This window comes from Alteromonas sp. DY56-G5 (genome assembly GCF_041414725.1).
Classification (GTDB): domain Bacteria; phylum Pseudomonadota; class Gammaproteobacteria; order Enterobacterales; family Alteromonadaceae; genus Alteromonas; species Alteromonas macleodii.
The window spans coordinates 1-19,764 of sequence record NZ_JANHZQ010000029.1; the positions used below are offsets into that span (position 1 = coordinate 1).

General features: G+C 44.8%; 15 protein-coding genes. 4 read left to right on the forward strand and 11 right to left on the reverse strand.

Annotated elements, in window-relative coordinates; genetic code table 11:
- Positions 1-101 precede the first annotated feature (101 nt).
- The 6 genes from NO989_RS14225 to NO989_RS14250 all read right to left on the reverse strand — a co-directional run bounded on the left by NO989_RS14225 (position 102) and on the right by NO989_RS14250 (position 8,671).
- Positions 102-1,580, reverse strand: coding sequence for a TolC family protein (locus NO989_RS14225; RefSeq protein WP_156085977.1), 1,479 nt, complete (start codon positions 1,578-1,580; stop codon positions 102-104).
- On the reverse strand, positions 1,570-4,755 hold the full coding sequence (locus NO989_RS14230) for an efflux RND transporter permease subunit (RefSeq protein ID WP_371342769.1): 3,186 nt from the start codon (positions 4,753-4,755) through the stop codon (positions 1,570-1,572). The genes NO989_RS14225 and NO989_RS14230 overlap by 11 nt, the downstream gene beginning before the upstream one ends.
- Before the next feature lie 9 nt (positions 4,756-4,764).
- Complete coding sequence (locus tag NO989_RS14235) at positions 4,765-5,850, reverse strand: efflux RND transporter periplasmic adaptor subunit (protein ID WP_014948392.1); 1,086 nt, start codon at positions 5,848-5,850, stop codon at positions 4,765-4,767.
- Between the two features lie 195 nt (positions 5,851-6,045).
- On the reverse strand, positions 6,046-6,342 hold the full coding sequence (locus tag NO989_RS14240) for a hypothetical protein (RefSeq protein ID WP_371342770.1): 297 nt from the start codon (positions 6,340-6,342) through the stop codon (positions 6,046-6,048).
- Positions 6,343-6,573: 231 nt separating this feature from the next.
- Positions 6,574-7,998, reverse strand: coding sequence for a sensor histidine kinase (locus tag NO989_RS14245; RefSeq protein WP_371342771.1), 1,425 nt, complete (start codon positions 7,996-7,998; stop codon positions 6,574-6,576).
- Entirely contained in the window at positions 7,982-8,671 is a 690-nt protein-coding gene (locus tag NO989_RS14250; RefSeq protein ID WP_371342772.1) for a response regulator transcription factor, read from the reverse strand. The genes NO989_RS14245 and NO989_RS14250 overlap by 17 nt, the downstream gene beginning before the upstream one ends.
- Before the next feature lie 293 nt (positions 8,672-8,964).
- Between NO989_RS14250 and NO989_RS14255 the strand changes: the two genes are divergently transcribed.
- Entirely contained in the window at positions 8,965-10,572 is a 1,608-nt protein-coding gene (locus tag NO989_RS14255) for a phosphoethanolamine transferase (RefSeq protein WP_371342773.1), read from the forward strand.
- A complete protein-coding gene (locus tag NO989_RS14260; protein WP_371342774.1) occupies positions 10,560-10,979 on the forward strand; it encodes a diacylglycerol kinase in 420 nt (139 codons plus the stop codon). The genes NO989_RS14255 and NO989_RS14260 overlap by 13 nt, the downstream gene beginning before the upstream one ends.
- 156 nt (positions 10,980-11,135) lie before the next feature.
- Here NO989_RS14260 and NO989_RS14265 read toward each other — a convergent pair whose 3' ends face one another.
- The 4 genes from NO989_RS14265 to tkt all read right to left on the reverse strand — a co-directional run bounded on the left by NO989_RS14265 (position 11,136) and on the right by tkt (position 16,650).
- The gene (locus tag NO989_RS14265; protein WP_371342775.1) at positions 11,136-12,035 is read right to left on the reverse strand and encodes a fructose bisphosphate aldolase; all 900 of its coding nucleotides are present in this window, start codon (positions 12,033-12,035) and stop codon (positions 11,136-11,138) included.
- Positions 12,036-12,336: 301 nt separating this feature from the next.
- Complete coding sequence (locus NO989_RS14270) at positions 12,337-13,512, reverse strand: phosphoglycerate kinase (RefSeq protein WP_014975742.1); 1,176 nt, start codon at positions 13,510-13,512, stop codon at positions 12,337-12,339.
- Between the two features lie 117 nt (positions 13,513-13,629).
- Positions 13,630-14,640 (reverse strand): erythrose-4-phosphate dehydrogenase, encoded by a 1,011-nt coding sequence (gene epd, locus NO989_RS14275; RefSeq protein WP_014948384.1) that lies wholly within the window; start codon positions 14,638-14,640, stop codon positions 13,630-13,632.
- Positions 14,641-14,658: 18 nt separating this feature from the next.
- Positions 14,659-16,650: a transketolase gene (tkt, locus tag NO989_RS14280; protein WP_014948383.1), complete on the reverse strand. Its 1,992-nt coding sequence runs from the start codon at positions 16,648-16,650 to the stop codon at positions 14,659-14,661.
- A gap of 427 nt (positions 16,651-17,077) precedes the next feature.
- Here tkt and metK point away from each other — a divergent pair, with 427 nt between their 5' ends.
- Positions 17,078-18,223, forward strand: a complete 1,146-nt coding sequence (gene metK, locus NO989_RS14285) for a methionine adenosyltransferase (protein ID WP_014948382.1) — start codon at positions 17,078-17,080, stop codon at positions 18,221-18,223.
- Between the two features lie 239 nt (positions 18,224-18,462).
- On the forward strand, positions 18,463-18,933 hold the full coding sequence (locus tag NO989_RS14290) for a hypothetical protein (RefSeq protein ID WP_014948381.1): 471 nt from the start codon (positions 18,463-18,465) through the stop codon (positions 18,931-18,933).
- Positions 18,934-19,021: 88 nt separating this feature from the next.
- Here NO989_RS14290 and NO989_RS14295 read toward each other — a convergent pair whose 3' ends face one another.
- Positions 19,022-19,519 (reverse strand): exonuclease domain-containing protein, encoded by a 498-nt coding sequence (locus NO989_RS14295; RefSeq protein WP_014948380.1) that lies wholly within the window; start codon positions 19,517-19,519, stop codon positions 19,022-19,024.
- Between the last annotated feature and the right edge of the window lie 245 nt (positions 19,520-19,764).

The window sequence follows — 19,764 nt, forward strand, 5'->3', positions numbered from 1 at the left end:
TGAACACTCCGAATTTCACTATGCCTATTAGATCAAAGCCCCAGACTTTCGTCTAGGGCTTTTTCAACAGTCTGAGGAGAGCGAGCGCTCTCCTTTTGATTTTAAGATTGCCATCCGCCTCCGAGTGCCTGATACAAATCGACCAGTGCGGCCATTTGCTGCTGACGGGTTTCTATAAACTCGCTACGCGCTTCCAGTGCTTCTCGCTGTGCAAGCAGCACCTCTAAATATTCACCATGAGCTGACGAGAAAAGCCTATTGGCAATATCAATCGACTGTTCCAGTGAAGCAATTTGATGTCGCCTTGCTTCAGCACTTTTCTCCAAATTATCGAGCTTCGATAAACTGTTAGTTACTTCAGCTACCGCCGTTAAAACGGTCAGTTCATATTCGTAAGCCGCTTCAATTTGTTCGGCGCTGGCATTTTGGTAAACCGCTTCAATCGCCCTGCGGTTTATTAATGGCGCAAAAACATCACCAGATAATGAATATGCCAATGACTCAGGCACATTAAACAAGTAGCGACTATCAAACGCCGATAAACCTAACCCTGCTTTTAGCTCAAAAGAAGGGTAGAAGTTGGCTTTAGCCACATCGATATTTAACTCTGCTGCCTGGAGCGTGAGTGCAGCTTGTTTTATATCCGGGCGATTGTCTAATAGCGCAGAGGGTACACCCACCTGCGGGCTTATTATCTCGGCGCTGAGTAACACGTTACTGTCCCTTTGAATGGGCTGTGGAGTGCGTCCTAATAACAGATTGAGCGTGTTCTCTTTCTCTAGGATTTCCTGCTCAATCAAGTAACGCTCGCTCTCGTTTTTCTTCACTTCCGCGTTAAAGCGCGCAACGGGTAGCGATGACGCCCGCCCGTATTCTTTCAACGCATTAATAGTGTGAATAACATTACGCTGTAGCGAAATGGTTGAGTCAAGATTCTCTAGCTTGTTATCTAGCGCCAGCAGTTCATAGTAAGTACGCGCAACTTCAGATACTAACTGGGTAACGAAAAAGTTCTTACTTTCAACCGACGCCAAGTATTCAAGCGAGGCCACTTTAGACGCATCTCTCAGCTTATGCCAAACGTCAATTTCCCACGACGCATTAAGGCCTAGCTTTAAGTTTGCCAGCGGGTCGGGAAATTCTTTATCCTCCTTGATATTTAACTGTTCTTCTACTGCGCCTTCCCGGGTATATTCGCCTACCTTTTCGGTTTCAGCGGCTACCCCCGCAGAGAGTCGAGGCAAATATTCCCCTTCTCGTGCATACACTTCATTCGACGCCATATTAATGCGTTGAATTAATATAGACACCTCTTGGTTGTTCTTAACCGCCGTTTCCACCAGCGCAGAAAGCGTAGGGTCGTTAAACCACTCTCTCCATTGAATATTTGCTTGTGTACTCTGGTTAATCCCTTGACCAGCCTGAGTATCCACTTGCGAAACTTTCGCGTTAAACTGCTCTGGCAAATCTAGATTAGGGTTTCGCGTTTCAATGGTAGGGATGGCACATGCCTCTACTAACAACGCACTACTAAGCGCTAACCACAGCGGCTTATAAGTAAATCGCTTTTTATTTATCATCGCTTAGCACCTCATCGTTATAGTGGTAAGTTTCAGTAAGAGGGACATGATCTTCGTTTTTGATTAATGACTTACCTTCTTCAAGTTTGGCGAACAAGTAGTAAAGCCCAGGAATAACCAGCACACCAAAAACAGTGCCGAACAAAGTACCGCCTAAGGCAGAAGCACCAATAGTTCTATTTCCCACTGCGCCTGCCCCCGTTGCAATAACAAGCGGAATTAGCCCTGCTACAAACGAGAACGATGTCATTAGGATTGGACGGAAGCGCTGTTTGGCCGCTTCAACAGCTGCGTCAGCAATCGATAAGCCCTGCTGATTTTTTTGCACTGCGTATTCCACAATAAGCACGGCATTTTTGCCGAGTAACCCAACCAGCATAACTAAGCCAAGCTGCGCATAAACGTCGTTGGCCAGCCCCATTCCTTTTAGAAACAGGAATGAGCCGAGAATACCGGTAGGTAGTGAAAGAATGACTGCAAAAGGTAGAAGCAGACTTTCGTATTGTGATGCCAGCACGATATATACAAACAACAATACTACGGCAAAGATAACGATGGCTTCATTGCCTCGTTTAGCCTCGTCAAATGACAAGCCTTCCCAACCTATGTCATATCCTTTTGGCAGGGTTGCAGCCGCTACTTCCTCAACTGCTTTTATCGCTTGCGCCGAGGTATACCCTGCTGCAGGCTCTGCACGAATTGCTGCCGAGGTATAAAGGTTGTAGCGTGTAATTTCATTAGGGCCTTGGGTTTTAATCAGCTTCATAAAGGCCGAGTAAGGCACCATTTCACCCTCTTCGTTTTTCACGTAGTAATCCAATAAGTCACTGGGATAACGACGATATTCTGGCGCACTTTGTGTGTACACTTTGAAGAAGTTATTAAAACGCGTGAAACCTTGCTCGTAAGTACTACCGATAAGAATATTCAGATTCTCCATGGCAGCGCCAATAGATACCCCTTTCTGCATTGCAGCTTGGTTATCTATCTCAATTTTATATTGAGGATAATCGGCAGCGTAAAACGTGAATAAACCTTTTAGCTCATCACGTTTACCGAGTTCTTCCATGAAGGCTTTGTTGATTTGGTCGAACTCTTGATAGTCGGTAGTGTTGGTCTTATCGAGTAAACGAAATGATAACCCCGAAGACGCGCCATAACCCGGCACAACAGGCGGTTCGAAATACTCAATCACTGCTCCTAAGTGGTGTGTCTTGGCTTCCAGTTCTTCAATGATGTCACGTACCGACTGTTCGCGATTAGCCCAATCTTCAAGATTAATCAAGCAGGTACCAGCATTTGAACCTCGTCCTTCCGTGAGAATTTCATAGCCAGCAAGCGAGGATACCGAGGAGACGCCTTCAACGTCCAGCGCCAAGCTTTGCAGCTCTCGCGCTACTGTATTCGTCGCTTCAAGGGTACTGCCTGGCGGTGTTTGAATGATGGCATAGATTTGCCCTTGGTCTTCACCGGGAATAAAGCCTGTAGGTAATGCCTGATTAACGCCAAAGGTACTTACCACAAAGCCCGCAAGCAGCACTACAGTAACACTGCGGCGTGTAACGATAGCTTTAATAATGCCTGTATAACGACCGGTTAACTTATTGAAATAATGGTTAAATCCATCAATAAACTTGCTTAATGGCGTTGCCTTTCTTGTGTGTGAATGAGGGTTTTTAAGCAACATCGCACACAGCACTGGCGTTAATGAAAGCGCCACAATACACGAGATGATAATTGACGATGACATGGTAATAGAGAACTGGCGATAGAAGACACCTACCGGGCCCGTCATAAAAATAAGGGGCACAAAAACCGCCGTCATCACCAGTGTAATTGCGATAATAGCTCCCCCCATTTCACCCAGTACTTGTTGGGTCGCCATATAAGGGGTTAGGCTGCTGCTTTCTTCCATCTTCGCGTGAACGGCCTCCACGATAACAATAGCGTTATCTACCACAATCCCTATCGCTAATACGAGAGCGAACAGAGTAATAAGATTTATGTTCACCCCTGTGGCCTGCATGCAGAAAAACGTTCCAACCAGTGAAACCGGCACAGCAAGAAGCGGGATAAGTGTGGAACGCCAGTCACCCAGAAAGATGAACACCACCAAGGAAACCAAAATAAAGGCTTCAAACAGGGTATGCAGCACTTGTTCAATAGAGGCATCTAGAAACTTAGAAACATCGTAGTTGATTTCGTACTTCATGCCTTCTGGAAACGTTTTTTCTAGTTCAGCCATAGTGGCTTTCACCTGAGAAATAACCTCGTTGGCACTGCTTCCATAGTTCTGCTTTAGCACTATCGCAGCGGAAGGATACCCGTCTTTGTTTGAGTAAATATCGAAGAATTCACTACTTAACTCAACATCGGCAATATCACCTAATTTGAGCAAGCGACCGTCGGAATCGGCGCGAATAATGATATTTTTATATTCTTCAGGCTCGTCGTAACGTCCTTCGTAAATAAGCACGTATTCTTTGGACTGAGCAGTAATGCCTGAGCTTCTGCCAAGTCGTCCAGGGCGTCCAATCAAGCTTTGCTCGTCTATCGATTCCATGATCTCATCTACAGAAACATTGTAAGCACGCATGCGATCAGGCTTTAACCAAATTCGCATGGCGTACTGGCGACTTCCCAATATTTTTGCACTGGCAATACCGTTTACCCGCTGTATCTCGGGGATAAGGTTGATATTGGAATAGTTGTACAGAAACTTTTCATCAGCCGTTTCGTCCGTGCTATAAACGTTTATGTACATCAACATGCTAGGCTGAACCCGCTCTAGTACCACCCCTTCTAACTGCACGAGCTGGGGCAGCCGGTTCATGATCTGGTCAAGCCGCGTTTTCACATTAATGAGCGCCTGATTCGGATCTACATCTAAATCGAAGATAACTTGAATGGTGGCTTCACCCGCGCTGGTCGCATCAGACACGATGTACTTCATGCCCGGCACACCGTTGATTGAACGCTCAATGGTAACCAGCGATGACTTCACCAATACATCAGCGCTCGAACCGGGATATGCCAGAGAAATAAGCACTCGCGGCGGAGCAATATCTGGAAACTGTGACGTGGGTAGGCTAAACACCGACAACACGCCCAAAAATATAATCATCAGCGATAACATGATGGCCATCACTGGACGTTTAATAAAAACTCCAAACATAGCGCCCCCTTATTCTGCGTGCAATGACAGTTCAGCTAATGTGTCGCTGGCTGAAATAAGTTCAGGCTCTATCTCATCGCCGTTCGAAACTCTTCGCAGTCCTTCAATCAAAATAGTGTCGTCCGGCGCTAGTCCGTCTGAAACCAGATAGATGTTAGGGAGTTCTGCAGCGATGTTAATGTGGCGGGTTGCTAACTTGTTCTCGCTATCCAGCACATATACAAAGCTTTGATCGAGAATTTCGAATGTGGCTTTCTGAGGAATAACTAAAGCATCCGGATAGGCAATATCCACCATGACATTACCGGTTTGCCCATGTCTTAGCAGTTGGTCTGGGTTAGGGAAAGACGCACGCATTTCAATGGTACCGGTATGATTATCAAAATCAGCTTCAATGGCATCTATCACGCCTTGATGCGCGTAAATACTGCCATCGGCAAGCTTTAATCGCACTGACGTTTGATCATTTGATGCGCTGTTCTGCGCGTACTTTAAATACTCTGATTCAGGCACATTGAAATACACCCACATTGTGCTGATATCAGACAATGTGGTGAGCAGTTCGCCCTCATCAAGCAAACTTCCCGTTCGAGCTTCCAGTCGGTCCATTTTGCCTGTGAACGGCGCTTTGATATCTGTGAATGCTAAGTGAGTCTTTGCCAGTTCAACTTCAGCCTGAGCTTTTTGAAGCTGTGCTTCTATGACGGCAAGTTCGTTAGGAGAAACAATGTTTTGTTCAACAAGCGACTTTGTATTTTTGTACTCCATCTCGACCGCTTTAGCCTCGGCTTCAGCGCGGTGTAGTTCAGCTTCATATACGTTCGGCATTATTTTGAACATGGGCTGACCACGTTCTACCGTTTGTCCCTCATCAACAAAGGTCGATTGAAGATAGCCTTTTTCCATAGCTCTAACTTCAATATGTTGAATGGCACGTATCTGACTGACGTACTCTTTTACCAGCGTTGTGTCTTGTACGATAGGATGAGTAACGTTGAATTGAAGTTTTTCGTGATGCGCAGCATGTTCTTCATGTCCACAACCACCTAAAAGTGCGGAAACAATGCTTACTGCAAGAAGTGCTTTTTTGCTCATAATGTAAATTCGTAATAAAAAGGCTAATCGTGACATGCCTTATAAAAAGACAGCATGCCACTAGCGCGCTTTCAGCAAATAGGTTCACCGCTGATAATTAAGCACGCAAAAACATCCAGCAAAGCGCTGGCGCGTTGTTAGGAATATCGAATTAACGTGTTTTTTAGGTAGCCAATAACCGCTAAACCTAAAAAACTAAGCAATAGGCGGCGCTCGGGTTAACGGCGTTGCGTAGTTAAGGGATGTTTTGAAATGCCAGCGCGGACGTGGCTTTGCGGTTTCAGTGAAGGAGTCCGCAAGGTAATCCAGCACAACATCTTGTGGTGGAGCGGGCTCTTCCGGCGCACTTTCCTCTGTATCAAACTCGAAGGAATATTCGGAAATAGAAGCATCGAAATGATGCTTGAACGTGATTGGCTTGTAATCCTGTTTGAGTCCAGATAAGCAAGTAAACAACAACGCTATTAATGCGTATATAGTGTACTGCTTCATGTACTGCTGATTATGCACTGGTTAATATTCCAGAAATTCAAATATATAAGGAAAATTGCGGCGTTATGCTACACAGCCAACCACGCTTTGACAAGAACCAGTATTGCCACTAAACGCAGGCAATAACCGGTTGCACGTATTTGTTACAAACAAACTCAGAATTCCTGAGTGTGGCAGTGTACGTCATATCTTTTTACTGCAAACAAAAATGCATTTTAACAGCACGTATTTTTAAGAGGCCTTTTTGAAAGTCACAGAAAAAGAGATGTGGTTGTGATCCAACTTATAAACCGACACGTCTGCCCCAATCGCACCGCACAATGCACTCACTATTGATAGCCCTAGGCCAAAGTTGTCCTCTGATGTACGTGATGCATCCTTTTGCCACAGGGGTTCAAACATATGTCTTAAGTCACTTTCATCAATTTCAGTATGCGTTGTATTTGTCACTTCTATTTGGGCCTGCCCTGATTGCGTTTTGCCTATATACACGCTGATCGACTCACAATGCTTTCCATGCTCAATAGCGTTGTCTAACAAGTTGCTAAATATAGACTCCACCGCAATTCGGTTAGAGTGAACAACCACGTCGCTCCTTTCTTTCGCAACCACATTAATATTATCTACCGCTTTGCTTGCGACAACTTGAGCAACGAGCTCTTTAATATTAATAAGGTCGTTCAATTGAGTCTGCTTAGCACTGTGCTTTTGGATTAACATCAAACCGGAAATGATGTTTTTCATTCGCATCCCAATGCGAAGAATCTGCGGTTTAAAATCTTTTTCGAGTCGCTCCTCGCCTGGAAACTTCATGGCAACTTCCACCAGGTTGATAAGTTCAGAAACCGGCGTTTTAAGTTCGTGAGCAATGTCAGAGGTAAGTCTTTTCTCTCTAAGGTATAGGGCGTAGTTATCGTTTATAAAATGGTTCAAGCTGCTGACGATTGGCTCTAGTTCTGAAACGTTTGTAGAGAATGCTTCGTGCTTGTTTGTGGCAGTAAACCTTAGAGTTCTTATATTGTTGTTTAATGCATCAAGTGGTGCCAACGCGTAAGACACCGTGTTGCGCACGACGAATCTTACCATTAACGGAATTACAATAAGCGCCACTAAAAATGCGATATCGATAAACCAAAGCGTAAAATTCAACAGTTCAGTGGAAGTTGCGTATGCGATAACCATGGGGTCGCGCTGCTCTTCGCCTTTGACGCTATAGAATGCTTCGCGGTCTTCAGAGTCAATTTGAGGCACGTATTTGGTGTGAATAATACGCCCGGAACGACCATCTGGCAGCGTAATGTCGTTAATCACCGCCTCGTTTAAACTTAAGTTTTCAAACGGCAGCTCGTCGACAGTGTACAGTGCAAGGGATTCCGACTTTTCGAAAACCTGCCCTTTGTACCACAATTGAAAGTATTCTGGAGAAGAAGCACCCTCGAACTCAGGGAAATACTCGCCAGCAAACTCAAACTCAACGCCGTCTAAATCTTCATTGACTAAGCTTTGAAGCATGCCAACTTTGGCTTTTAAACCTTGGTTAAATTCTCTTTGAACCCAGGTATCAACTCCGATATCTGCGGCGAGTAATACGACAATCACCAGCAAAGAAATAGTGATAGAAAGGCGTCGCGTTAAGGTTTTACGTATTGACTTCATCGCCTTCCACCACGACGTAGCCAAATCCTCGCTTACTTTTGATGGGGAGTGTAGCGCCACACGCCTTTACTTTTTTTCGCGCTGAAGAGAGGTGCGCTTCAATTGCATTTTTTGAGATATGGTCATAACTACCGGAAATAAATTCACTTAATTTTTCTGATGTGACGACCTTGCCTTTGTTTAGGAACATGCACTCTACTATGCGATATTCATTCGGCGTTAAACTAATCGCCTGCTCTCCAAATAAAAAAGACTTGGCCTGAATATCCAATATCAATCCATTAATAGTAATTTGATCGTTAATACAGTTTGTTACGCCCCGTCTCATCAAACTGAGAAGTCGCGCTGACAACTCTTCAAATGAAAAAGGCTTAGATAGATAATCATCAGCGCCTGCTAACAAGCCTTCAACTTTCTCTTCAGGTTCGGCACGTGCAGACAAAATGAGCACCTTGGTCTCTATCCGTCTTTTTCTTAGCGTTTTCAAGATAGCCATCCCGTCAAGTTCTGGCAGCATGCGGTCTAATACAATAATGTCGTAGCTACCAAGAAGCGCCATACTCAAACCATCGGGCCCTGTGGCAGCTAAATCAACTGAATGGCCAAGTTTTTCTAGACCTAAGCTCAGGCTATTTCTCAAAGACAATGAATCTTCTATAAGGAGTATTCTCATGTTTCATTGGTCGATTTTTATTCCTCGCTAAGGTTATGATCTCAATCTTAAGATAAACTGAAGGCGAGAATAATATTAAATTAATTAACGATAGAAAGTGACGGCCTAGGAAGCTTTTTGTGCAACTGCACGCCGTTTCTCTATATATAACAAATGGTTGCAATGGGAAGCCACCTAGAATTGCTGGTTCTAGATAAAAATTTTCATTAACACTAATCCCAAAGTTTTGCTTAAGCTTTATTTAAGTTTTGAAAGTTATCTTGTGCTGCAAGTAGTACACAAGAGAACTGACTTTGAAATTTCCACGTTCGTTAAATTTAAACCCTTCATTAGCCAATTTTGTTTTTATAGCATCAGTCTTAATAACGCTGGTTTTCAACTTCCCTTTTATTTCAAATGTCTATCACGCTGTGTCGCCAACTACAGTAGGCCAGTGGATATTTTTTCTGTCCGTTCCATTGTTGCTTACCTTTTTCAATATCATCGCCCTTAGCCTATTAGGCGCCATTCTTTTGCCAAGATTGACCGTGGCAGTGACGCTGTTAGTCAGTTCACTTCTTTTATACGGTACGGTCGCTTACGGCGTGATATTTGATAAGAGTATGATTCAAAATGTGATGGAGACCAATTCTGGTGAAGCATTTGCCTATCTAAACTCAACGCTTTTACTCTTTTTCTTCTTGTTAGGATTGGTGCCCGTTGTTGCCGTCTTTAATCAGGAAATTAATGGAAAATTAGTTGCTAGAGTTAAGCACTTACTTAAGCTCAACGTATTAGCAGTGGTTGGAATAATCGTTATCGCTGCTGGCCTTTATAAAGACTATGCTGCGGTGGGTAGAAATAACAAAGATTTGGCCAAGTATATTATCCCTTATGCATTTTACGATTCTGGCTACAAATATCTCAGAGACACCTACTTTTATCCGCCACTTCCTTACAAGGTACTGGACAAGACACCTTCTATAATAAATAGAAAAAACGCTTTGCCTTCTACGACTGTACTGGTTGTTGGAGAAACAGCAAGGGCAGACAAGTTTGCCAGTAATGGCTATAGCAGAAACACCACGCCCTTTATGAACGACATAGGCGCGGTAAGTTTCAACGACGTGACCTCATGCGGGACCGCTACTGCGGTGTCAGTACCCTGTATGTTTTCTCGACTTTCAAGGCAAAGCTATGATGTTCGCATTGCGGAAAGTCAGGATAATGTGCTTGATATCATACATCGGGCTGGCGCTGATGTGACATGGATAGACAATAATAGTAGCTGCAAGGGGGTGTGCAAAAGAGTTGAAACTATTGCATTTGACCCATCCAAAGACCCTAGTTTATGTGACGGTGATTTTTGCTACGATGTTTTACTCAACGAGCTTTTGAAGGACGTTTTGTCATCACCTGCGACAACTAACAGGGTTATTGTTCTTCATATGATAGGCTCTCACGGCCCTACCTACTATCGAAGATACCCCGCTGAATTTGCCAAATTCTCTCCCGACTGTCCTAGAAGTGATATTCAAAACTGTAATTCGCAGGCGCTTATCAACACGTATGACAATACCATTGCGTACACTGACTATGTACTTGGAGAGATTGTTAATACATTAAAAAATGTGCCAAACGCTTCCATGCTATACCTGTCTGATCACGGTGAATCTTTGGGTGAAAAAGGACTCTATCTACATGGATTCCCTTATCAAATTGCACCGCAAGAACAGACTCACATTCCTATGCTTTTTTGGGCGTCGAAGTTTGAAGATTCAGGCTACCGAAATTGTATTAAAAACCTGGCCAACCACCCTTACTCTCAAGACAACTTGTTTGACACGTTACTTGGTTTATCAAGTGTAAAGAGTATTACTTACCAACCTACTATGGATATCTTTAAACAATGCGAAGCCTAAATGAATCAAACCGTGTGGTAAGTACTACCGCGCACTTCGACCCAAGTAACAAGCCAAAAGGACTGCTTCGAGTATTTAAGGCTCTAAAGAATTCACTTCGAGCATTTAGCTGGCTTACTAAGAACGAAGCTGCATTTAAACAAGAACTCAGTCTAGCCGCTGTGGCATTCGTGGTTCTTGTTTTTTGGTCAATTCCTTTTCTTGAACGTGCAATTTTAATGTCTTCCATTTTTTTCATTTTATTTGCGGAAATCATCAATACGGCAATTGAAGTCACCGTCGACAGAATAGGTACAGAGTTTCATGCTCTATCAGGGTTAGCAAAAGACTTGGCATCAGCAGGCGTTTTTCTATCCATCGTTATTGCCTGTGTGTTGTGGGCGGGCGTATTTTATAGCCACATATAAAAGTATTAGTGAAGACCTTAATTCCCCAGAGGCATCCCATTAGCAAGGTTATAAAGATGAGCTTATTAAAATGAAGGTGTCACAATACTTCAAAAGAACTCGTAACGAAAAAGAGCGCCATTAGGCGCTCTTTAGAAGTGCTGACAAGAGGGAAGATTACGCCTTAGAGGCCTGGTAAATATCTTCAATCGCTTTATCTAGCGTTTCCTCGAATTCTTCTTGAGACTGCTTTGCAGAAACGCCTTCAGTCAATGCTCGAGAGAAACTTGCAATCATACCTTGGTTTTCTGCCAGTTTCGCATTTGCTTCTTCACGGCTATAGCCGCCAGAAAGCGCTACAACTTTAAGCACGCGAGGGTGATCAACAAGCTCTTTGTAGAAATTAGCTTCTGTTGGAAGCGTTAGCTTAAGCATAACTTCCTGGCCTTCGTTTAAAAGGTTTAGCTGCGTTAGGATCTCTAATTTAAGAAGTGCTTCAGCTTCCGCTTTTTGTGGGCTGTGGATGTCTACTTCTGGCTCGATAATCGGAACAAGGCCTGCGGCTAAGATTTGCTTACCCACTTCAAATTGCTGAGCAACAACATCTTTAATACCTTGGTGATTCGCAAGCTTAACAACACTACGCATCTTAGTGCCAAACACGTCTTGCGCTACCGCTTTAGCTAGCAGTGCATCAAGACCAGGCATTGGCTTCATTACTTGAACGCCATTGCTTTCTTCAGCTAGTCCTTTATCTACCTTTAAGAAAGGAATAACACGCTTTTTCTGCCACAGGTAGTGTGCAGAAGACATGCCTTCAATTTCTCTATCAAGGGTGTTTTCAAACAAGATTGCGCCAAGAACGCGCTCGCCGCTAAAAGGGGTGCTGGTGATAATGCGTGTACGCATTTCGTGAACAAGATTAAACATCTCTTCGTCTGAGCTATACTCTGACTCTTCGATGCCGTATAAGCGCAACGCTTTAGGGGTACTACCGCCGCTTTGATCTAACGCTGCAATAAAACCGGTTTGCGTCTTCAGTTTATCCAACATTGCCTGCTGAGCTTGTGATGCCATTGCAACACTCCTTTTGTATATTACTGCCTTAATAGACAGGTGTAGGGTTTATTGTTATACCAATTCTATTAAAGATCTGTTTGTCTCAGACGCAGCATGCCAGCACCTTAAGTAAACACATCTGTAATAAAGTTGGTATTTATGCCTGCGTACTTCACTGTTTCGCAGGTGTAATCGTTTCCGATTAAAAGGTCACGCTCAAAAATGCTGTTACTGAGCGTGACACTTATGGGGTAGCCTTTGTACTAGGCCTTAGCTATCTAGAGCTTTAAAACGCTGCGTTTATATTCAGCGCTTAGGCTTATTTATTTTTTTCTTCTAGTACTGCTACCGCTGGTAATGTTTTACCTTCCAAGAATTCAAGGAACGCGCCACCACCTGTTGAGATATATGAAACCTTATCGGCAATTCCGTATTTATCAACCGCTGCTAGTGTATCACCACCACCTGCGATTGAGAATGCGTCGCTTGCTGCAATCGCTTCTGAAAGCGCTTTCGTACCTGCACTGAACTGCTCAAATTCAAATACGCCTACAGGGCCATTCCAAACAATGGTTCCCGCGTTCTTGATAATGTCCTCTAACGCCTTTGAAGAGTCTGGACCAATATCAAAAATCATATCGTCGTCGGCAACGTCACTGACTACTTTTAGCGTCGCTTCGGTATTCTCATCAAACGCTTTGCCCACGACAACATCTGTAGGCACTGGAATATTACCGCCATTCGCCTGCGCTTCATTCATAAGCTGCGTGGCTTGCTCGGTAAGGTCCATCTCTACTAGTGACTTACCCACATTATGGCCTTGAGCCGCGATAAACGTATTAGCGATACCACCGCCAACAATCAGCTGGTCAACTTTTTCAGCCAATGTTTTTAACACGGTCAACTTGGTAGATACTTTAGAGCCACCCACAATAGCAACCATTGGACGCTTAGGGTTGTCTAGCGCTTTACCCAGCGCATCTAATTCAGCAGCAAGTAATGGGCCAGCGCAGGCTTTTGGTGCGAATTTAGCAACGCCGTGTGTAGACGCTTGTGCTCGGTGAGCTGTACCGAACGCATCCATTACGAAGATATCGCAAAGTGCTGCGTACTGTTTTGCTAACGTTTCGTCGTCTTTCTTTTCGCCGTTGTTAAAACGTACGTTTTCAAGAATAACCAATTCACCGTCTGCAAGCTCAACGCCGTCTAGGTAGTCCTTAACTAGCTTTACAGGAACGTCTAGGGCGTCATTAAGATAATCAACAACAGGTTGAAGAGAGAATTCGTCTGCAGGCTCGCCTTCAGTAGGACGACCAAGGTGAGACATCACCATAACTGCTGCACCAGCATCTAGGGCTGCTTTAATCGTAGGGATTGATGCTTTGATACGCGCATCAGAAGTTACTTTGCCGTCTTTTACCGGCACGTTTAAATCTTGTCTAATTAATACGCGCTGACCTTTTAGGGCCATATCGCTCATGCTTGGAATTGCCATCGTCTTTCCTATGTTAATTCAAATTTAGTAGAGCGTGTTTAAACAAATGAAACACACTCAAATTAACTGTGAAAGCTGCGCGGGCTGGTGCTACCAACCCTTGGCAGCATCAATGCTTTATTTTGCGTCGAACATCACTTTTGCGGTATCGAGCATACGGTTTGCAAAACCCCATTCGTTGTCACACCACACCAGTGTTTTAACCAGTTGTTTGTGACTGACTCTTGTTTGTGTGCCATCTACAATACACGAGTGAGGGTCGTGATTGAAATCTACCGACACCAAAGGCTCTTCGGTGTAGTCCAAAATACCCTGTAAACGCCCCGCTTTTGCATTGCGAAGGGCTTGGTTCACTTGCTCAATCGTTACCTTAGATTGAAGCGTTACACTTAAATCCATGGCAGTAACATTGATAGTTGGCACTCGAACCGCAATGGCTTCGAATTTTCCCGCAAACTTAGGCAGAATGCGCTCTATACCGGCAGCAAGTCGGGTATCAACGGGAATAATCGACTGACTTGCAGCACGGGTTCTGCGCAAATCTTCGTGATAGGCGTCGATAACTTGCTGGTCGTGCATAGACGCGTGAATGGTTGTGATCGTACCACTTTCAACACCGAACGCAGCGTCTAGCGCTTGGATAACAGGAACAATGCAGTTTGTGGTGCAAGAGCCATTGGAGACTAATTTTTGTTCACTGGTCAACGTGTCTTCATTGGTTCCGAAAATGACCGTATTGTCTAAATCTGGTGACCCGGGTGACGAGAAAAGCACTTTGCCAGCGCCGGCATCTAAATGTGCTTGCCCCGATGCTCTGTCATCAAACTTGCCCGTACACTCAAGCACAATATCAACGCCCAAGTCTTTCCAGGGTAGGTCTTTAATATCGCTTATCGCGAGCAGTGTAATATCGTCGCCTGCGACATTTAGCGTGTTATTTTCTAAGGCCACATCAAAACGGAACCGCCCGTGGGCGGTATCGTATTTAAGTAAATGTGCTATGCCTTCGGGTTTAGCAATGTCGTTAATGGCCACCACGTTAAATTCGTTGTTGCGCCCACTTTCATACAGCGCGCGCAACACGTTACGACCAATACGACCAAACCCATTTATGGCAATATTTACCATAGGCTTATCTATTACCTCTTACAGAGACAGTGCAGCCTCTACTACAGCGTCAGTGGTAATGTTGAAGTGATTAAACAGGTCGCCAGCAGGTGCAGATTCACCAAAGGTGTCCATGCCTACGATAGCGCCATTAAAGCCAACGTACTTGTACCAGCTGTCTTTAGACAAGGCTTCAACCGCTACGCGTTTAACTACGCTAGAAGGCAGTACGCTTTCACGGTAATCAGCAGACTGACGGTCGAATACGTCAGTTGATGGCATAGACACTACGCGAACGGCTTTGCCTTGCTCGGTTAGTTTCGCTGCGGCTTCAACGGCTAGCTGAACCTCAGAACCGGTACCGATAAGAATAAGCTCTGGCGTACCTTCACAGTCTTTAAGTACGTAACCGCCTTTGGCAATGTTAGCCACTTGGTCAGCCGTTCGCTCTTGCTGCGCTAAGCCTTGACGTGTGAAGATCAGCGTTGTTGGGCCGTCAGTGCGCTCAATAGCAGACTTCCACGACACAGCAGACTCAACCTGATCACAAGGACGCCAGTTATCAAGGTTAGGCGTTGCTCGTAGCGCTACCACCTGCTCTACTGGCTGGTGAGTTGGGCCGTCTTCACCTAGACCAATTGAATCGTGGGTGTAAACGAAAATTGCAGGCTGCTTCATTAGCGCTGCCATACGTACCGCGTTGCGTGCATATTCCATAAACATTAGGAAGGTTGCACCGTATGCCTTAAAGCCACCGTGAAGGGCAATACCATTCATCATGGCAGACATACCAAATTCACGTACACCGTAATAAATGTAGTTACCTGACGCATCGTTCGCTTCAACGCCTTTGCTGCCTTCCCAAATAGTAAGGTTAGAACCTGCAAGGTCAGCAGAGCCGCCTAATAGTTCAGGAAGTAGCGGACCAAACGCATTCAGTGCATTTTGTGACGCTTTACGTGACGCGATATTTTGTGGGTTAGCTTGAAGTTCAGCAATGATAGCGTCTGCTTTGTCGCTGAAATCTGCTGGCAGTTCGCCATTTACACGGCGTTTGAATTCTGCTGCAAGCTCTGGGTAGGCGGCTTCGTATGCTGCGAAAGCGTCATTCCACGCGCTTTCCGCTTTTGAGCCTTTCTCTTTTCCATCCCAACCCGCGTAAATATCGTCAGGAATTTCGAACGCGCCATGGCTCCAGCCAAGCTTCTCGCGAGTAGCGACAATTTCATCTTCACCTAGTGGTGCACCGTGACAAGACTCGGTACCTTCTTTATTAGGCGAACCGAAACCAATGGTGGTTTTACAACAAATAAGCGTAGGCTGCGCAGTATTCGCCTGTGCCTTTTCAATGGCGGCTTTCACTTGCTCTGCATCGTGACCGTCAACGCCATCGATCACTTCCCAACCGTAGCTCTTAAAGCGTGCAGGTGTATCGTCGGTGAACCAACCTTCCACTTCACCATCAATTGAAATGCCGTTGTCATCCCAAAACGCGATAAGCTTACCAAGGCCTAGTGTACCGGCTAATGAACATGTCTCGTGTGAGATACCTTCCATTAAGCAGCCGTCGCCTAGGAATGCGTAGGTGTGGTGGTCAACAATAGTGTGACCATCTTTGTTGAATTGTGCCGCTAGCACTTTCTCGGCAAGCGCCATACCCACAGCATTACTGATACCTTGGCCTAATGGGCCAGTAGTCGTTTCAACACCTGGCGCATAACCGTACTCTGGGTGACCTGGCGTCTTTGAATGCAATTGGCGGAAGTTCTTTAACTCTTCAATTGGCAGTTCGTAGCCTGAAAGGTGAAGAAGAGAGTACAACAGCATCGAGCCGTGACCATTTGAAAGCACAAAGCGATCGCGGTTAGCCCAAGATGGGTTTGCAGGGTTGTGTGATAAGAAATCACCCCATAGTACCTGTGCGATATCAGCCATCCCCATTGGGGCACCTGGGTGACCAGATTTAGCTTGTTGAACGGCATCCATGCTTAATGCACGGATTGCATTGGCGAGTTCACGACGAGAGGGCATGTTGTCTCCTGATTTATTTTGTATCTTTTGTTTCGTATCTTAGCGGGCTAGGCAAGCTAGACGAGCGTAGAGGTAAGGCGTTCGCTCTACTTCTTTATACGAATGAATGTGGCGTTATTCTTACCTATGCCACCTTTCAGTTCAATGGGTTTTCATTGCCAATAGCGAAAGTCATAGTAAAAAATGGTCTATACCCTGACCATCACGTATTCCCATTACAGCAAAAACAGTTATATCTGACGCCTAGTTTTACAAATACATCATTAACTTCGACAATTACGACCTGAATAACCCTATAAGTGATCGGGTTGTGTCAACTATTCGTAACGAAGAGACTTTTAGACGTCTAGAAGTAAAGACTGGTATTTATAACTTGTTTTAGTACAATATACGACTATTTTGATAATTTAACGCTTACGGAGCATTTATGGCCACGCATTTATTCACATCCGAGTCAGTGTCTGAAGGACATCCGGACAAAATTGCTGATCAGATCTCAGATGCGGTTCTTGACGCTATTTTAGAACAAGATCCTCGCGCTCGGGTGGCCTGCGAAACGTATGTAAAAACCGGTATGGTTTTAGTGGGTGGTGAAGTAACTACCTCTGCATGGGTAGATATTGAAGAGCTTACCCGAAAAACAGTTAAAGAAATTGGCTACACGCACTCAGATATGGGCTTCGACGCTGATTCATGTGCGGTATTAAATGCTATTGGCAAACAGTCACCTGACATCAATCAAGGTGTTGATCGCGCAAGCCTTGAAGAACAAGGTGCGGGTGACCAAGGTCTAATGTTTGGCTACGCTAGCGACGAAACTGACGTACTAATGCCTGCGCCAATCACGTACTCTCACCGCCTTGTTCAAAAACAAGCCGAAGTGCGTAAATCTGGTAAGCTAGACTGGTTACGCCCAGATGCGAAAAGCCAAATTACTTTCAAATATGAAAACGACAAGCCTGTTGGCATCGACGCGGTTGTGCTTTCAACCCAGCACTGCGATTCAGTAAGCACTGAAACAGTTCGCGAAGCGGTAATGGAAGAAATTATTAAGCCAGTGCTGCCTAGTGAATGGATTGATGGAAATACACGCTTTCACATTAACCCAACGGGACGATTCGTTATCGGTGGTCCAATGGGCGACTGTGGCTTAACAGGTCGTAAAATCATTGTTGATACTTACGGTGGTATGGCCCGTCACGGTGGTGGCGCGTTCTCTGGTAAAGATCCATCAAAAGTAGACCGCAGTGCAGCATACGCGGGTCGTTACGTTGCTAAGAACATTGTTGCAGCAGGACTTGCTAAGCGTTGCGAAATCCAAGTGTCTTATGCAATCGGTGTGGCAGAGCCAACGTCTATCAGCATCGATACCTTCGGTACAGGTGTGGTAGATGAGAAAACATTAGTGGCACTGGTCCGTGAACATTTCGACCTACGCCCGTATGGACTTATTCAAATGCTAGACCTTGAGCGCCCTATTTATCGCCCAACGGCTGCGTACGGTCACTTTGGTCGTGACGAATTCCCATGGGAAGCAACAGATAAAGCAGAAGCGTTAAAAGCATCGATTTAATTCGATAACCAAATAACGCTTTTAAATACGCCGCTCAGTTTTTATAACGCTTTGCAAAAAAGTGTTGGTATAAACTAGCGGCGTTTTTATTTGGCTCGCAAAATCAACGAAACAAATAAAAAACAGCAAAGAATATTTTCATCATCTATTTTTTGCAGCTATGCTTAAATAACGAACACACTATCGCTTGTAGTTTCTGGTTGTTTACAAGCCATGATAACAACAACTTGGGCTCTTCCATGAATGTGGTTACTGGAATTCTTCTGGCACTTACTTTGGCTGCGTCTATGGCGGCTTCCCCCGTGCTCGCGGAAATAAATGCTCCCCACTACAGTCCTATCCAATTCAAAAGCAAAAAAATAGCGCGGTGGCAGCTAAATAGTATGTACCGCATTCAATCTACAACCGAAACTTATCTATACGACAACAGTTATACCTACCCAGCGGGGTCACAAGGTATGTTTAGCGCCAGCCGGCGGTTTAACACTTGGGTTCCGCAAAAGGTCTATGCAACGTACAAAACCAACAATACCGCCTTTCAGCATTACGCAGAGTGGCTTTATTTACCTCATGATGTAGGTACTTTTACTCGGTTGGGCTGGCTGCTTGGCAAAAGCGAGGGTTTAAACATGGCGGTAGAACTTGAACATAGGCAAGTTGGGGAAGAAGAGAATATGGCTCTCTCATTGGGCGTCAATTACTTGTTTTAAGTCATCCTTGTTTTAGGTCACCGCTACATTGCATTCACAGTGCGCTTTTAGTATTACACCCCATCATAAAGACGAAACGTAGTTGCCGTTATGCCAATGATAAGGTTTTTGCGTAAGTCTGTTGAATTACCATCGCGTCGGAACTCGCTCTATGACGCTTAACATCAAGTTGGCTCGCAAGGCGGCTTTTCACCTCATGCCATTGATTCATTTGTGCTTCAGACAAAATATATTCCAATGCTCTACACGTGAAAGACATTTCTACCTGCGCTGCGGCGTAGAGCTTAATTAGCCACGGGTTATCAACGACCCAACCGTCACTGTAAACAACCGTATTGCCAAGGAAGTTATTTAACTCAACACAGACTTTTCGAGGCTCTTCTCCTCGAGTTTGCAGCATCTGCTGCGTTATGCCGTGCAGTGACTCCGCTTTTCGATCCCAGTGAACCCACGAGTCAAAAGGCCGAAGTAGCTTACACCACTTTGCACCATCATAGCGCACGATACCTATCTCAATAGGGTAACTCGCTGCGCCAAATCCACTTGCTTCAATGTCTATTATTGTTGGCAGGGTATTCTTTCGCACTCACGCTCCAAACCGCTGTTTATCCTTGCTTGCAACATACGCAAACCATTTTTATCAGGCGGTTTTACTGCTACCTCGTCACCAGAGGAACAACTAAACAACGTCGAGCACTGTTTAGCAAATGTACAACCACTCTTCTCGAAATATAAGCTAATAGTAGAATCGTGCCACAATTAATGCGCACTCGTTTAGTACACCAACCCGTCGCCAGCGCTCAAAAATCTCGTAAAAGCTCTCAAAAAAGC

Bases quoted from the DNA above. Each gene is read 5' to 3' on its own strand.
- NO989_RS14225 (WP_156085977.1), bottom strand. From the start codon at position 1,580: ATGATAAATAAAAAGCGATTTACTTATAAGCCGCTGTGGTTAGCGCTT.
- metK (WP_014948382.1), top strand. From the start codon at position 17,078: ATGGCCACGCATTTATTCACATCCGAGTCAGTGTCTGAAGGACATCCG.
- NO989_RS14270 (WP_014975742.1), bottom strand. From the start codon at position 13,512: ATGGCAATTCCAAGCATGAGCGATATGGCCCTAAAAGGTCAGCGCGTA.
- NO989_RS14290 (WP_014948381.1), top strand. From the start codon at position 18,463: ATGAATGTGGTTACTGGAATTCTTCTGGCACTTACTTTGGCTGCGTCT.
- NO989_RS14235 (WP_014948392.1), bottom strand. From the start codon at position 5,850: ATGAGCAAAAAAGCACTTCTTGCAGTAAGCATTGTTTCCGCACTTTTA.
- epd (WP_014948384.1), bottom strand. From the start codon at position 14,640: ATGGTAAATATTGCCATAAATGGGTTTGGTCGTATTGGTCGTAACGTG.
- NO989_RS14260 (WP_371342774.1), top strand. From the start codon at position 10,560: ATGCGAAGCCTAAATGAATCAAACCGTGTGGTAAGTACTACCGCGCAC.
- tkt (WP_014948383.1), bottom strand. From the start codon at position 16,650: ATGCCCTCTCGTCGTGAACTCGCCAATGCAATCCGTGCATTAAGCATG.
- NO989_RS14245 (WP_371342771.1), bottom strand. From the start codon at position 7,998: ATGAAGTCAATACGTAAAACCTTAACGCGACGCCTTTCTATCACTATT.
- NO989_RS14250 (WP_371342772.1), bottom strand. From the start codon at position 8,671: ATGAGAATACTCCTTATAGAAGATTCATTGTCTTTGAGAAATAGCCTG.
- NO989_RS14265 (WP_371342775.1), bottom strand. From the start codon at position 12,035: ATGGCATCACAAGCTCAGCAGGCAATGTTGGATAAACTGAAGACGCAA.
- NO989_RS14240 (WP_371342770.1), bottom strand. From the start codon at position 6,342: ATGAAGCAGTACACTATATACGCATTAATAGCGTTGTTGTTTACTTGC.
- NO989_RS14230 (WP_371342769.1), bottom strand. From the start codon at position 4,755: ATGTTTGGAGTTTTTATTAAACGTCCAGTGATGGCCATCATGTTATCG.